Raw genomic sequence first — 12986 nt, 5'->3', positions numbered from 1 at the left:
GACCGCGATGGTTAGCCGAGTTGCTTGTCCACGAAGCACCAGCGCCACGTCTCACCGGGCTCGACGCTGCGCATCACCGGGTGGCGGGTGTCGTGGAAATGCCCGGAGGCGTGCCGCTTCGGTGACGAGTCGCAGCAGGCGACGTGCCCGCACTTGAGGCACATCCGCAGGTGCACCCAGGTGCTGCCCTCCGCGACGCACTCCGCGCAGGAGTCGGTGGTTTCCGGCCGGTGGTCCGGCCAGTCGTGCGCCAGATGCTTGCAGGAGCCCGCCGACGCGGCCGGGGTCCGCAGTTCACGGCCTTCCATCGGCGGTTCCTCCTCGTCCGCGTCGAGCATCGACTCCTCGATGTCGAGCCGTTCCAGCACCCGCCGCAGCACGTCGTCGTCGGCGGTCCCGGCGGCGCGCGCCTTCAGGAACACCTCGCGCTCCGCTTCGAGCAGCTGGATCCGCAGCCGACGGTAGGCGTCGCTCGGCGTTTCCGCGAGCGCGCTCTGCCGCCCCAGCTGTTCCCACGCGGCGTCCGAACGGGCCTGGAGCCGGTCGCGAATGCGCTCGACGACGTCGTCCGGGTCCTCCGGCCGCCGGATCTCCTCCAGTTTCGCCAGCGCCGCGCGGGTCATGTCGTTGAGGACCGCGGCCTCCTGCAACGCGTCCTCGGCGGGGTCGGGCGCGGGCAGCCGGAGCCTGCGGATCAGCGCCGGCAGGGTCGTGCCCTGGAGCGCGAGGGTCCCGGCCACCACCACGAACGCGGCGAGCACCAGCACGGGACGTTGCGGGGTGTCCTGCGGCAGCACGAAGGCGGCGGCGAGCGTGACCACGCCCCGCATCCCGGCCCAGGCGAGCACGGCGGAGTACCGCCACGGCCACACCTTCTTCTTCGTGCCGATCACGCGACGGAACAGGCCGATCCCGGCCAGCCACAGCACCCGCGTGAGGATCGTCGCCGCGAGGACGGCGGCACAGATCCCTGCCAGCCCGAAGATGCCGATGCCGGTGTCCGCGACCTCGGCGAGGATGCGCCGCAGCTGCAGGCCGATCAGCAGGAACACCATGTTCTCCAGCAGGAACTGGATGGTGTGCCAGTTGAGCCTGCTGGCCAGCCGGGACGATCCGGACAGCATGGTGGGCGCCTTGTACCCGAGGATCAGCCCGGCGATCACCACCGCGAGCACCCCCGAGCCGTGCACGGCCTCGGCGGGCAGGTAGGCGATGAACGGCAGCACGAACGACAACGCGGTGTCGAGCACCGGCTCGTCCAGCCTGGTCCTGATCCACGCGCCCGCGAACCCGACCACGAGCCCGGCCGCCGCGCCGAAGACCGCGGCACGCAGGAAGTCCCCGCCGACCTGCCACAGGCTCACCGATCCGGCGATGGCGGCGATCGCGGTCCGCAGCGCGACCAGCGCGGCGGCGTCGTTGAACAGGCTCTCGCCTTCGAGCAGCCGGACCAGCTTGCGCGGCATGCCGACCCGGCGCGCGACCGCGCTGGCCGCGACCGCGTCCGGCGGTGCGACGACGGCGCCGAGCGCGATGGCCGCGGCCAGCGGCAGGCCGGGGACGATGAGCCAGGTCACCAGGCCGACCCCGAACGTGGTGAACACGACCAGCCCGACCGACAGCAGCGCGATCGGCCCCCGGTTGCGGCGGAAGTCGATCAGCGACACCTGGATCGCCGACGAGTACAGCAGCGGCGGCAGCAGCCCGAGCAGCACGACCTCGGGTTCGAGGTGGTACTCCGGGATGCCGGGGACGAACGAGACGGCCACCCCGAACGCGATCAGGCACAGCGGCGCCGGCCAGTCCAGCCGCCGCGCCACGGCGCTCACCACGAGCACCGCCACCACCAGGGCGACAATCTCTGCTGCGATCTCCACGCGAACATCATTCCCCGGGCGGTCGCCCGGGGCCCGCCGGGCTAGCTCACGGGATCGGCCAGCACCTCGGCGACCAGCTGAGTGTCCATGTATTCGGTGATGGCGCGGATGCGGCCACCGTCGACGCGGATGACGAAGCAGTACGTGTTGTCGTAGCGCTGTCCAGCCTTCGTGGTGACCCGGCCCTGGGTTTCGACCACGACCAGATCGCCCTCGGCGACGAACCGGCTCGCCGTGCTCGTGTGCCGTTCCGCGAACTGCCCGGCGAGGGGCCGCAGGAGGTCGCCGAGCACGGCGTCCTTCCCGGAGTAGGTGCCGGACCAGGCGTTGTGTCCGGGCACGGTCCACGTGACGTCGTCGGCGAGGGCCGCGAGCAGCGGTCGGGTGTCGCCCGCGGCCCACGCGTCGAAGACGTCGCGCAGCAGCCGCTTGTTTTCGGTGGCGTTCAAGAATTCCTCCCAGTGTCGCCGTCCATTCGACATGCTGGAGCGCGGTCCAGCACAAGTCTCGTTCTAGGCTGGCCGGGTGGAGATCACCGTCGAAACCGCCGCGGGCGCCGTCCGCGGCAGGGAACGCCAGGACATCCGGGTCTTTTTCGGCGTCCCGTACGCCGAACCGCCGGTGGGGGAGCTGCGGTTCCGCGCTCCGCGGCGCCCGGCAGGCTGGACGGGGGTGCGGGAGACGCTGAAGTTCGCCGCGCGGGCGCCGCAACCCAGCATCACGGGAAAGGGCTTTCTCGGCGACGAGGACTGCTTGTCCGTCAACGTCTACGCGCCCACGACGCCGGGGCCGCATCCGGTGCTGGTGTGGATCCACGGCGGAGGCGGCGTCATGGGCGCACCACACCAGTTCGACGCGTCGGCGTTCGCGCGGCGGGACGTCGTGGTGGTGACCGTCGGGTACCGGCTGGGCGTGCTCGGCATGCTGCGGCTGCCCGGGATCGCCGACAGCAATCTGTCGCTGCGGGACCAGGTCGCGGCCCTGGAATGGGTGCGCGACAACGTCGCGGCGTTCGGTGGGGATCCCGGCCGGGTCACCCTCGCCGGGCAGTCCAACGGCGGGCGCACGGTCGGGACGCTGCTGGCGGTGCCCGCGGCGCGGGGGTTGTTCCGGCGGGCGATCGTACAGAGCGGCACCGGGGTCGGCTCGGTGGTGCACACCCCGGCCGAGGCGGACCGGGTCGCCGAGGCCGTGCTGGCCGAACTCGGCGTCGGTCCCGACCGGCTGGCGACCTTGCCCACGACGCGCATTCTCGAGGCACAGCAACGGGTTTCGGCCGCCTCGGGCACGTTGGTCACCTACCGGGTGGTCGTCGACGGCGACGTCCTGCCGGAACGGCCGGGCGACGCGGTGGCGGCCGGCGCCGCTCGCGACGTCGAGATCCTGACCGGGACCACGGCCGACGAGTACGACCTGTTCGCGTGGCTCGCGACGGGGAGCGCGAACCCGCTCGGCACCGGGTCGACCATGCTGGACACGGCCGCGATCGAGAAGGCGACGGCCGCCTATCGGGAGGTGCTGCCGGACTGGCCGGAGGACCACGTCCGCAATCGCGCGCTCACCGCGGGCGACTGGTGGCTGCCCGCGATCCGGCTCGCCGAGGCACAGCACGGTGCCGGGGGAGCGGCGTGGATGTACCGGCTCGACTGGCGGATCGCCCCGCGCGGCAAGGGTTTCGGCGCTCCGCACGGGCTCGACCTGCCGCTGGTGTTCGACGACATCGGCAACGTGAACTGGCGTTTTCTCTTCGCCACGGCCAAACCACCCCGCGAACGGCTGCAGGCGATCGCGACGACGATGTTCGACGTCTGGGTCCGGTTCGTCACCGTCGGCGATCCCGGCTGGGCGCGCTACACGCCCGCGGACCGCGTCACGATGCTCTTCGACGACGTCAGCGCCCCGGCGTCCGACCCCGATCGGGAGCAACGCCTGCTCTGGGACTCGCTCTGACGTTCCGTGAAGGCCCCCTTGCCAGCGCTGGGAAGGAGGCCTTCACGGACCTTCGGCGGCCTACCTCGCGGGGACGGTTTGCGTGCCGGTGTTCCAGCCGGAGACCCGGACCGACGGCGCCGAGCCGCCGAGATCGGCTGTCCGGTAGGTCGCCGTCAGCGTCGTCGATTCACCCGGCCACAGGCTGACCGCGTTGTCGCTCCACCGGATCGGCAGCACCGGCTTCCCGCTCGCGTTCACGATGTGACTGTCCACATAGAACGCCGGGAGCTTGCCACCCGTGGTGTTCTTCAGCGTCACCGTCGTGGTCGTGGTGCCGTCGGCGTTGTCGGCCGACTTCGCCGTCGTGCTCACCGTGGCCTGGCCGAGCTTGTTCAGGCCGGAAAGGTCGGCATAACTCGTCGTCGGCGTGTAGTACCAGTCGGTCTTCGACCAGTCCAGCGTGTCGGCCTTGGTGGACAGCCAGTACACGTTGCGGCTGACCTCCTTGCCCGAGCCGTCGGTGAGCACCAGCTTCGCCAAGTACGTTGTGGACAGTCCGCTCACCGAGGGGATCGTCAGCGCGGTCGCCTTGGCGCCGTCCCCGCCGACGGAAAGCCCGGCCTTGGTCTGGCTGAACTTCTCCGTGCCGTCGAGGTTGAACAGCTGCACCTTGGCGGTCAGGCCGTTCGCCACGGCGGGGGTCGAGTTCACCACGACGACCGACTTCGAGTCGTACGAGTACTGGATGTGCAGCGGCTCGTTGGCTTTCTTCGCGCCGTAGTACGCGCCGTTCTGGTCGAGATAGGCGTCGAAGAGCTGCCAGTGCAACGAAGTCCACGGGCTGTTGAGCATCCAGTAGATCAGCCCGGTCGACGGGTTCGAGCTGTCGGAGTAGTTCCGTGCGTGCGATTCGAACTCCGCCCGCACGTTCTCGTACTGCGCCAGCTGTGCCTTCCGGACGTAGTCGCCGAGGTTCGCCGGGGCACCGTATCGTCCGGAAAGCGCGTCACCGAACAGTTTCAGGTTCGAGAACGTCGACGACGAGGAACGGTGGTACTGCGCCGCGGACGGGTTCTTCCACAGCGTGTCCAGCTCCCCGGAGGTCATCATCCGCTTGAGCGTGTCCAGCGTCGGGATGTCCGGCCCCGCGCTGGTTTCGGAGTTGAAGCTCCACGCGCCGCCCGCGTCCGAATGCGCCTTGTCGTACCAGTAGTTCGGCGGGATCCAGTCGTACGGCCCGTTCATCTTCATCCCGGACTTGCCCAGCTGCGGCGACGAGTTCGTCTTCGCCGACGGGACCACCGGCAGCTGCCAGTCCGCCGCCTTGAGCGCGTCGAGATAGTTCTTCTCGATCGTGGCGTCCGGAGCGAAGTCGCTGCCGATGTGGAAGGAGACGACGCTCGGGTGGTTCCGCAGCCGCTCGGCCTCCCCGGTCATCGACGCCTTGGCGATCGGGTAGTCCGCCGCCGTCCACTTGTCACCGGGCTCGCTGCCGTTGACCTGGCCTTCCCATTTGTCGCAGCATTCCCAGCCCGGCATGGTCATGATGCCCATGGCGTCGGCGAGGTCGAAGAACTCGTCCGGCTCGATGTGCCCCTCCAGCCGCACGGTGTTGAGCCCGAGATCCTTGACGTAGGAGAGCTTGTCGGCCACGTGCCGTACGTCCCAGCGCAGCAGCAGGTCCGGCGACCAGCCGCCGCCGCGGATCAGCAGCGGCCGTCCGTTGACCGAGTACTGGCGCCCGCCGCTGGAATTCAGCGGCGCCTTGACGTCCCGGATCCCGAACCTTGAGTGTGCACTGTCCGAAATGGACCCGGCGACACTCGCGGTCAGGTCGAGGTCGTGGAGCGGCTGGCCGCCCATCCCGGCCGGCCACCACACGTTCGGGTCGTCGATCCCGACCACCGGGAACGTGACGGTCTTCTTCTCCTTCGCCGCCAAGGAAACCGTCTGGCTGATCGGACGCCCGGCGACGGTCCCGGAGACGACGGTCTGCACCGCGTTCGCCGAGTCGTTGCGGACGTCGGCCTTCACGGTGAGGTCGGCGTGCTTCAGGCCGGGGAGCGCGAGATTCGTGACGACGTGCCCGCCGCGCAGCGCGACCGGTCCGCCGCGGCGGACCAGGACGTCGCGCACGATCCCCATGTTCTGGTCCGGCGGGGTCTGCGCCCAGTCGATCCAGCCCATCGAGAGGTCCTTGTTCGGATCATTGGGGTAGACCTTGAACGCGACGCTGTTGACGCCGGTGTGCACCTGCGCGGTGATGTCCAGGTCGTGCCGCGTGTAGGCGCCGTTGACCTGGTCCTTCGCCGCGACCCTTGTGCCGTTGACCCAGACGTCCGCTTTGGACAGTACGCCGCTGAAGTCCAGGTAGGTGCGCGCGGACGTGTCGTCGAGCGTGAGATCGGTGCGGTACCACCACGGAACGGCGAAGTCGGACTTCGGCACGTTCTTCATGTTCGTCGAGTAGAACGGATCGGGGTACTTGCCGTTGCGCACCAGGCCCGCGAAGACCGTGCTGCGGGAGTCGACCGGGTACCAGCCGGCGGTCGGGAAGCCGGGCTTCGAGACCGCCGCGTCGTCGCCGGCCTGCGCGGAGGTCTGGATGAGATAACCGGGAAGCGGGGTCGCGGTCCCGGCCGCGGCGCCGACGGACACCGCGGCGCGCGCGGGTTCCTGGCCGGTCGCCGCCGGGACGGTCGCACCGCCCACCGCGACGGCGAGTGTCGCCACGGCCAGCAGCCGTAGCGGGATCCGGAGTCTTGCATGCCGATGGCTCACGAGCGCGCCTCCTCATTGGGCACACGGCGGCGGGTGATCGGGAAGGACGGGTGGGGCACTGATCGTTAGTAAAGATCCCTAACAATCGAGGGTGATGGTAGCCGCCCGGACACCCGGGGAACAGCCCCAGTTGTCACGTTTCGTCCGAATGTCGCCCGGCGTTGGCTTCAGGCGAGGGCGTCGAGGTATAGCCACTGCCCGCCTTCGCGGACGAACCGGCTGTTCTCGTGCAGGACGCCGCGCTGCCCGTCGTGCCGGTAGTGCGCGCGAAACTCGACCGTGCCCTCGGCCTGCAGGAGTCCGCCGCCGGTGTGCCCGAGGATCTCCAGCCGGGCCCACCGCTGGGCCGGGTCGAGGTCCAGGTTCGCGGGCCGGGCCGAGGGATGCCAGGTCCGCAGCAGATAGCCGGCGTCCCCGACGGCGAACGCGCTGTACCGCGAGCGCATCAGCAGTTCGGCGGTCGGGGCGGTCTGCTCGCCCCGGTGGTAGCGGCCGCAGCAGGCGTCGTACGGTTCGCCGAGGCCGCAGGGGCACGGAGTTTCGGGCATCCCGCGATTGTGTCAGGTGCTCGGCGGCGGGAACTGCGCGGCGGTGCCCGCCACTTCGTCGAGTGTCCGCGCGGACGGCTGCCCGCTCGTCGCGGTGGCGGCGGCGATGACGACGACCGCACCGTCCATTCGCGACTGCCGGTGCGCACCGGAACGTACGCCGCCGGGCAGCGGCTCGACATCGCCGGTGAGGGTCTCGAGTTCGGCTGCCTGGCCTGCCTGGGGCAGTTCTATCCAGGCGATGGTGACCGCGATCGCGGTGCCCGCGTCGTCCCCGGCGGTGAGCGACATTCGCGACATCGAGACACAGGGATGCCGGACCAGGAACTGCCGCACCTGGCCGGAGGTGCGGGGTACGCACGTGGGTTCGCGGGCGCTGCCGACCTTCGTGACGGTCGTGAGTCCCAGAAAGCGCAAGGCTTCCTCGTGGTTTCCGCTACGTGCCGCCGCCTCGGACGACGTCCTGCCGCCGCCACCGGCGCCGCCGCCCGCGTCCGGTTGTGCTGCCGTGCCACCGCCGGCCGTACTGCTCGCGGCCATCGCGGCGCCCAGCGCCATGGCGGCCATGGCCGCCGCCCCGCCGGTCTTCTTGGGGGTGATGGGGTGGAGTTTCCCGTCCGGGCCGAGGAAGAATTCAGGATCCGCCATGTCACTCTCCGTCCTCGACTGACCTCGTAGCGTTGATGATTCCTTTCGAGGGGAAGCGGTCAAACGTCCGTTCGGTACAAATCGCCCGAACGGCCCAGCGCTGTGATCGTTTCGCAACGCCCCGTGGATCTTCCCGTGCGCTGGGGCCCACGATTGCGAGAAAGGTGCGGGAGACGCGGGCACGGGCTGCCGCCCAAGAAGGGTGTGGCACCACGTCGCCCGCTTCGGCGACTTCGCGGGCACCGACGGCGGGCGGCTAACCGCCCGCCGCGACGATTCCGGCCGCTTCCTGCGCCCCGCGAACGGCGAGCCGGTCGGCGCGTTCGTTCCCGGGCAACCCCGCGTGTCCCTTGACCCAGCGCCATTCCACCTCGTGCGGCGCGGCGGCCGCGTCGAGCCGCTGCCAGAGGTCGGCGTTTTTCACCGGTTGCCGCGCCTGGGTGAGCCAGCCATTGCCCTTCCAGCGGATCATCCACTGCGTGACGCCGTTGCGGACGTACGTGCTGTCGGTGAAGACCCGGACCACCGAAGGCCGCTTGAGGCTTTCCAGCGCGCGGATGGGCGCCATGAGCTCCATCCGGTTGTTCGTCGTGGTGCCGGATTCGGCGCCGTAGAGGTCCTTCTCGTGCTTGCCGTAGCGCAGCACGGCGCCCCAGCCGCCCGGTCCGGGATTGCCGCTGCACGCGCCGTCGGTGTAGATCTCGACGACGGTCTCACTCTCCGCCACCCGGCGACCCTACTCAACGGACGGAGGGGTCAGAATGCCCGGGTGAAGTGGGAGCGCGGGATCCACCATCTCAACGCGGTCGCGCGTACGTGCGCGGAACTCGTCGGTTCGCCGATGGCGCGGTACTCGCTGTCGGTCACCCAGCTGTGGGCGCTCGGGGACATCCTTGAGTCGCCTCGCGAACTCGACTACGTCACCGTGGCGCTGGTCGTCGACCTGCCGGTCGGCGACGTTCCCTGGTTGGCCAGACCGCAGGGCGCGGAGCACTGGGAGCAGATGACCAGGGTCGCGAAGATCCCGGTCCGCCCGCTGTGGCGGTCGGCGCACGCCCCGGTCTGGAACCACTTCGTCGACCGGCCCGCTTTGGTGTGGGACGCGGAAACGGGGATCGCCGAGGACACGCTCGCCACGTTGCGTGCGGGCCGGGGCCACGACGTCCGCCTTCCCGCGCCGTCACCGGAGGAACTGCGTACCCGGCTCGACGACGAACTCGCGGTCAGTCTGCGTGCGTTGCGCGAGCGCACTCGCGAGTACGACGATCGCCGTTGGAAGCCCGGCAAGCTCACCGGGATTTCCGACGCGTTGTGGGAAGCGAGCAATGGTTATCTCGACCTGCTCGACGCCAGGGGTGCGTGAAGCCCGTCAGAGCGAGAGGCGGCGTTGGTTGTCGCGTCTCGGACCGGCAGGCATCATGAGCTCGATCTCGATGCCCTTGTCCGTGTTCTTGGTGACCGCTTCGCAGGTGACCTCCAGCCCGCGGTCGAGCAGGACCTTCACCCGGTCGTGGTACCGCATGGACATCGCGTAGGTGAGCTGCCCGACGCGCTCGCCGTCGAGGCGTACCTCGATCGCCGGTTCGCCGCGGTATTTCCCGGAGCTGATCGTGCAGAACCCGAGCTGCGCGGTGACCGTCCGGAACTCCTGGCCGCGCCGCGGCGCGAACTTCAGCAGGACGTCCTGGTGGTCCTGTTCTTTCGTGACCGTGCAGAACCAGTCGTTGCGCAGCAGCACCGTGCGGTCGTGCGATGCGGCGACGACGGGGTCGCCCGGCCCGGCGGCCCGGAGTTCCCAGGGGCGCGCGAGATGCAGGTAGATTCCGTAGAATTTCGCGCCGCCGCCCGCGATCCGCGCCGGGCAGGTGCCGAAAGCGCCGCGCCGGCGCAGGTCGAGTAGTTCCGGCTGGTACTCGGCGGCCAGCTCGCGGGGGAGATAGCCGACGGTCAGTTTCCGTTGCCCGCACACGACGTCGACGCGCACCGCGTTGGCGTCCGCCTTGTTGCCCGGCTCGGGGACGAGGACCGCGGTGGCCGGAATGTGGTCGTCGAGTTCGTTCCCGGCGGCCCGGCCGTGCGCGGCGAGCCGCAACGCCTCCTGATAGCGGGATTCACCGACTACTCGGATCCTGCCGTTTTCCGGTAACGCGACAAGCCTTGCGCGGGAGGGGGAATCGGTGCCCATCGGCGGGGGTTCCGCGCTGATCCGGCCGACCGGCGGTGGCGCGAACGGCGGATTCACCGGCGCCCCGGGAAGCGTGTTCCTCCTGAACAACGACCACATCTGTGACCTCCCCTGCACTGTTTCCCGTGCGTTCCCAGCAGTCGCGCCCGGCCCGACGAGCGTTACGCGCCTACCAGGGCCCGAGCCGGATCGGAACGCGGAGGTGATACGACCGCATGGTGGGACGCGGAATACCCGGTGTGGCGCGATGTTGGCATGGTGGCCATACGGGCCGGAAAGGGGCAGACAATGAGCGCGAGTGTGCGATCCGGGGAATTCGTCCAGCGGTGGCGGGACTGGCGGGAGCAGCGGGAGCGGGACCTCGCGGATCCCCACGGCTGGCTGGCGCTGGTCTCCCTCGACTGGCTCGAGGACGAACCCCGGGAGTATCCGGGACTGCCCGGCCGCTGGTGGCAGGACAAGGAAGCCGCGTATCTCGACCCGCGGGGTGCCGAGTTCTCCCACGAGGGCGAGCCGGTGGCCGGCGTACGGCGGTTCGAGCTGGTGAACAGCGGCGCCGGCACGCGGGTGCGCACGGGTGAAGTCGAGGTCGAGATCGCCCGCCGCTCCGGCTACCTGATCCGCGTGCACGACCCGAAGGCGCCGGTGCTGCGGGGCTTCCGGGGCGTCCCGGCCTACGAGCCCGACCCGTCCTGGGTGCTCACCGGCCACTTCGAACCGTTCGACGAGCCCCGTCCGACGACCGTGGGAGCCGTGGTCGAGGGCCTCAGCCACGTCTACACGGCACCCGGCCTGGTGCGGTTCGCCCACGACGGCACCGAGTACACGCTGACCGCGTTCAACGGTCATGACGGCGGGCTGAGCATCCTGTTCACCGACGCCACGAGCGGTGTCACCACCTATGGGGCGAACCGGTCACTCGCCGTGGACACTCCCGCGGAGGACGGCTCCGTCGTCCTCGACTTCACTCGCGCCCGCAACCTGCCCTGCGCGTTCACCGATTTCGCGACGTGCCCGCTGCCGCCGGAAGGGAACCGGTTGCCGTTCGCGGTCGAGGCGGGGGAGAAGCTGCCCTACGAGCGCCAGGGCTGAGCCCGATTTTCGCCGAGCTGCCCGCCACCGCCGCGTGGGCTCACGAAAGTGTGCGTTCCGGTTTCGAGGTCGTGTACTTTTCCCGGAGCGGCAACGGTTTCCGGGCGGCGGGGATGACGACGGCTGTCGAGGACGGCCGGACGTGGAGCGTCGACTACGACATCACGCTTGACGAGACCTGGGCTACGCGGCGGGCTTTGGTCACCGGAAGGTCGGCCGCGGGTGTCCGGACGGCTCTCCTCGAGAGCGACGGCGAGGGGCGATGGTTCGTCGACGGCGAGCCGGCGCCCCGGCTGGACGGGTGTTTCGACGTGGATCTCGAAGCGTCGGCCATGACCAACGCCTTCCCCGTGCACCGGCTGAAGCTGGCGCCCGCTGCTCGTTCGGCGGCGCCCGCCGCGTACGTCAGGGCCCTCGACCTCACGGTCGACCGGCTGGAGCAGGAATACACGCGCACTACGGACGGCGAACAGCGGTACGCGTACGCCGCGCCCGCGTTCGCCTTCGCGTGCGAGCTGAGCTATGACGACTCAGGACTGGTGGTGTCGTACCCCGGCATCGCGACTCGTGTCGTCTGACTCGGTGGGCGCACTCGACGCGCTGCGGTCGCAGGGCTAGGTTGCGGGCATGCCCAGTGATTTCGCACTGAAGACCATGAACGCCGTCCACCGTGGTCTGCTCAAGATCTCGGGCGGCCGCGCCGGCTGGCGTGTCGCGAACATGCCGGTGCTGGAGCTGACCACGATCGGCCGCAAGTCCGGCCAGCCCCGGTCCGTGATGCTCACGTCCCCGCTGCGGGACGGCGACGCGGTGGTGGTCGTGGCCTCGCGCGGCGGAGACGACCACCACCCCGCCTGGTTCCTCAACCTCCGCGACAATCCCGACGTCGAGGTCACCCTTCAGGGTGAATCGCGGCAGCCGATGCGAGCCAGGGTCGCGACGCCGGAGGAGCGGCAGCGGCTGTGGCCGAAGATCACCGCCGACTACCGGAACTACGCGAACTACCAGACGAAGACCGACCGCGAGATCCCGCTCGTCCTGCTCGAACCGGCCGCCAGGTAGGGTCACGGCGGGGGGAATTCGTCGGCGACGTCGGCGATGTCGTGGAGCAGCTGTTCGCCGGGGTGCCCGCCGATCGGTGTGGCCTCCGCGTTGACGACGAGCGCGCCCTTCTGGTGCGAGTCGTAGTACCGGCCGGTGAAGTGGATTTCGGCGAGCCCGAGCGCCGCGCCACCGAGCGGCGTGATGTTGCCCGTGCCCTGGGTGTCGACGAGATTCTTGAACCTGCTCGCGTCCTTGGCCGAAGCCATCCGCACCCAGGCGATCGAGACCACGACACTGTTGCCTTGGCCGTCGCCGAGGGCCAGGAGCAGCCGATCGAGCTTGCGGCATGGCGTGCGCAGGAAGAACTGCTGTGCCTGGCCGAACGACCGGGTCGCGCAGCGTAGTTCGGTTTCGGCCGCCTTCCTGACGACCTTGAGCCCCATGCGTTGCCACGCGGCGTCACGTTGTCCTTTGCGGGCGGCTTCCTTGCCGGACGCCCTCCCCTGAGAACCCGCTCTGGCTCCCTGAACGGCCGAAGTCGAAGCGCCGCCTCCGCCGAGACCGCTCGCGGTGCCCGCGACGACGATGCCGACCGCGGCCGCCGCGGTGATCGCGGTGCCCTTCTTGGTCCAGCGACCTTTCGAGTCCCGTGGCTGTTTCTTCCATCCCTCAGGCATCCGTCCCTCCCCAAGTCCGGAAGGCCCGATATTTCCCGGCAGCCCCGGCGAAGGCCAAGGGTTTTCGCCCGAACAGAGCACAAAGGTGGCCGGCCCCACCCAGGATCGGGAGGCCACCCGGGGTGGAAAGTTTAAATCGGCCGCGCGGGCCGAAACCCGCCCGGCCGCCGGGGCTTGGCGACGACCGCGCCCGATTTAACCC

Annotated in this window: 13 protein-coding genes; 5 read left to right on the top strand and 8 right to left on the bottom strand. The window is 69.9% G+C overall.

The window, feature by feature from the left end:
- Nucleotides 1–11 precede the first annotated feature (11 nt).
- Both ACFWY9_RS11615 and ACFWY9_RS11610 read right to left on the bottom strand, forming a co-directional pair.
- Nucleotides 12–1877 carry a Na+/H+ antiporter gene (locus ACFWY9_RS11615; RefSeq protein WP_378338804.1) on the bottom strand — a complete coding sequence of 622 codons (1866 nt, stop codon included), beginning with the start codon at nt 1875–1877 and terminating at the stop codon, nt 12–14.
- Between the two features lie 41 nt (nt 1878–1918).
- On the bottom strand, nt 1919–2326 hold the full coding sequence (locus ACFWY9_RS11610) for a nuclear transport factor 2 family protein (protein ID WP_378338803.1): 408 nt from the start codon (nt 2324–2326) through the stop codon (nt 1919–1921).
- Nucleotides 2327–2402: 76 nt separating this feature from the next.
- Here ACFWY9_RS11610 and ACFWY9_RS11605 point away from each other — a divergent pair, with 76 nt between their 5' ends.
- Nucleotides 2403–3827, top strand: a complete 1425-nt coding sequence (locus ACFWY9_RS11605) for a carboxylesterase/lipase family protein (RefSeq protein WP_378338802.1) — start codon at nt 2403–2405, stop codon at nt 3825–3827.
- A 60-nt stretch (nt 3828–3887) separates the two neighbouring features.
- Here the strand turns inward: ACFWY9_RS11605 and ACFWY9_RS11600 are convergent, their stop codons facing one another.
- From ACFWY9_RS11600 to rnhA, 4 genes are all read right to left on the bottom strand, one after another.
- The gene (locus ACFWY9_RS11600) at nt 3888–6590 is read right to left on the bottom strand and encodes a sugar-binding domain-containing protein (RefSeq protein WP_378338801.1); all 2703 of its coding nucleotides are present in this window, start codon (nt 6588–6590) and stop codon (nt 3888–3890) included.
- Between the two features lie 167 nt (nt 6591–6757).
- The gene (locus ACFWY9_RS11595) at nt 6758–7138 is read right to left on the bottom strand and encodes a YchJ family protein (RefSeq protein WP_378327074.1); all 381 of its coding nucleotides are present in this window, start codon (nt 7136–7138) and stop codon (nt 6758–6760) included.
- A gap of 12 nt (nt 7139–7150) precedes the next feature.
- Nucleotides 7151–7786, bottom strand: a complete 636-nt coding sequence (locus ACFWY9_RS11590) for a hypothetical protein (protein ID WP_378338800.1) — start codon at nt 7784–7786, stop codon at nt 7151–7153.
- A 256-nt stretch (nt 7787–8042) separates the two neighbouring features.
- Complete coding sequence (gene rnhA, locus ACFWY9_RS11585; protein ID WP_378338799.1) at nt 8043–8513, bottom strand: ribonuclease HI; 471 nt, start codon at nt 8511–8513, stop codon at nt 8043–8045.
- Between the two features lie 42 nt (nt 8514–8555).
- Between rnhA and ACFWY9_RS11580 the strand changes: the two genes are divergently transcribed.
- Nucleotides 8556–9149 (top strand): hypothetical protein, encoded by a 594-nt coding sequence (locus ACFWY9_RS11580; protein WP_378338798.1) that lies wholly within the window; start codon nt 8556–8558, stop codon nt 9147–9149.
- A gap of 6 nt (nt 9150–9155) precedes the next feature.
- Here the strand turns inward: ACFWY9_RS11580 and ACFWY9_RS11575 are convergent, their stop codons facing one another.
- Complete coding sequence (locus ACFWY9_RS11575; RefSeq protein WP_378338797.1) at nt 9156–10070, bottom strand: HIRAN domain-containing protein; 915 nt, start codon at nt 10068–10070, stop codon at nt 9156–9158.
- Between the two features lie 189 nt (nt 10071–10259).
- Here ACFWY9_RS11575 and ACFWY9_RS11570 point away from each other — a divergent pair, with 189 nt between their 5' ends.
- The 3 genes from ACFWY9_RS11570 to ACFWY9_RS11560 are packed head-to-tail and all read left to right on the top strand — an operon-like array spanning nt 10260 to nt 12125.
- Nucleotides 10260–11063 carry a DUF1684 domain-containing protein gene (locus ACFWY9_RS11570; protein ID WP_378338796.1) on the top strand — a complete coding sequence of 268 codons (804 nt, stop codon included), beginning with the start codon at nt 10260–10262 and terminating at the stop codon, nt 11061–11063.
- Nucleotides 11060–11641 (top strand): putative glycolipid-binding domain-containing protein, encoded by a 582-nt coding sequence (locus ACFWY9_RS11565; protein ID WP_378338832.1) that lies wholly within the window; start codon nt 11060–11062, stop codon nt 11639–11641. The genes ACFWY9_RS11570 and ACFWY9_RS11565 overlap by 4 nt, the downstream gene beginning before the upstream one ends.
- Nucleotides 11642–11690: 49 nt before the next feature.
- Nucleotides 11691–12125, top strand: a complete 435-nt coding sequence (locus tag ACFWY9_RS11560; protein ID WP_378338795.1) for a nitroreductase family deazaflavin-dependent oxidoreductase — start codon at nt 11691–11693, stop codon at nt 12123–12125.
- Between the two features lie 2 nt (nt 12126–12127).
- Here ACFWY9_RS11560 and ACFWY9_RS11555 read toward each other — a convergent pair whose 3' ends face one another.
- Entirely contained in the window at nt 12128–12784 is a 657-nt protein-coding gene (locus tag ACFWY9_RS11555; protein WP_378338794.1) for a hypothetical protein, read from the bottom strand.
- Between the last annotated feature and the right edge of the window lie 202 nt (nt 12785–12986).

Origin of the sequence: Amycolatopsis sp. NPDC059027 (genome assembly GCF_042739735.1) — a bacterium.
GTDB lineage: Bacteria > Actinomycetota > Actinomycetes > Mycobacteriales > Pseudonocardiaceae > Amycolatopsis.
Note: the sequence above shows the minus strand (reverse complement) of the source record. Positions and strands in the feature narration are given on the sequence as shown.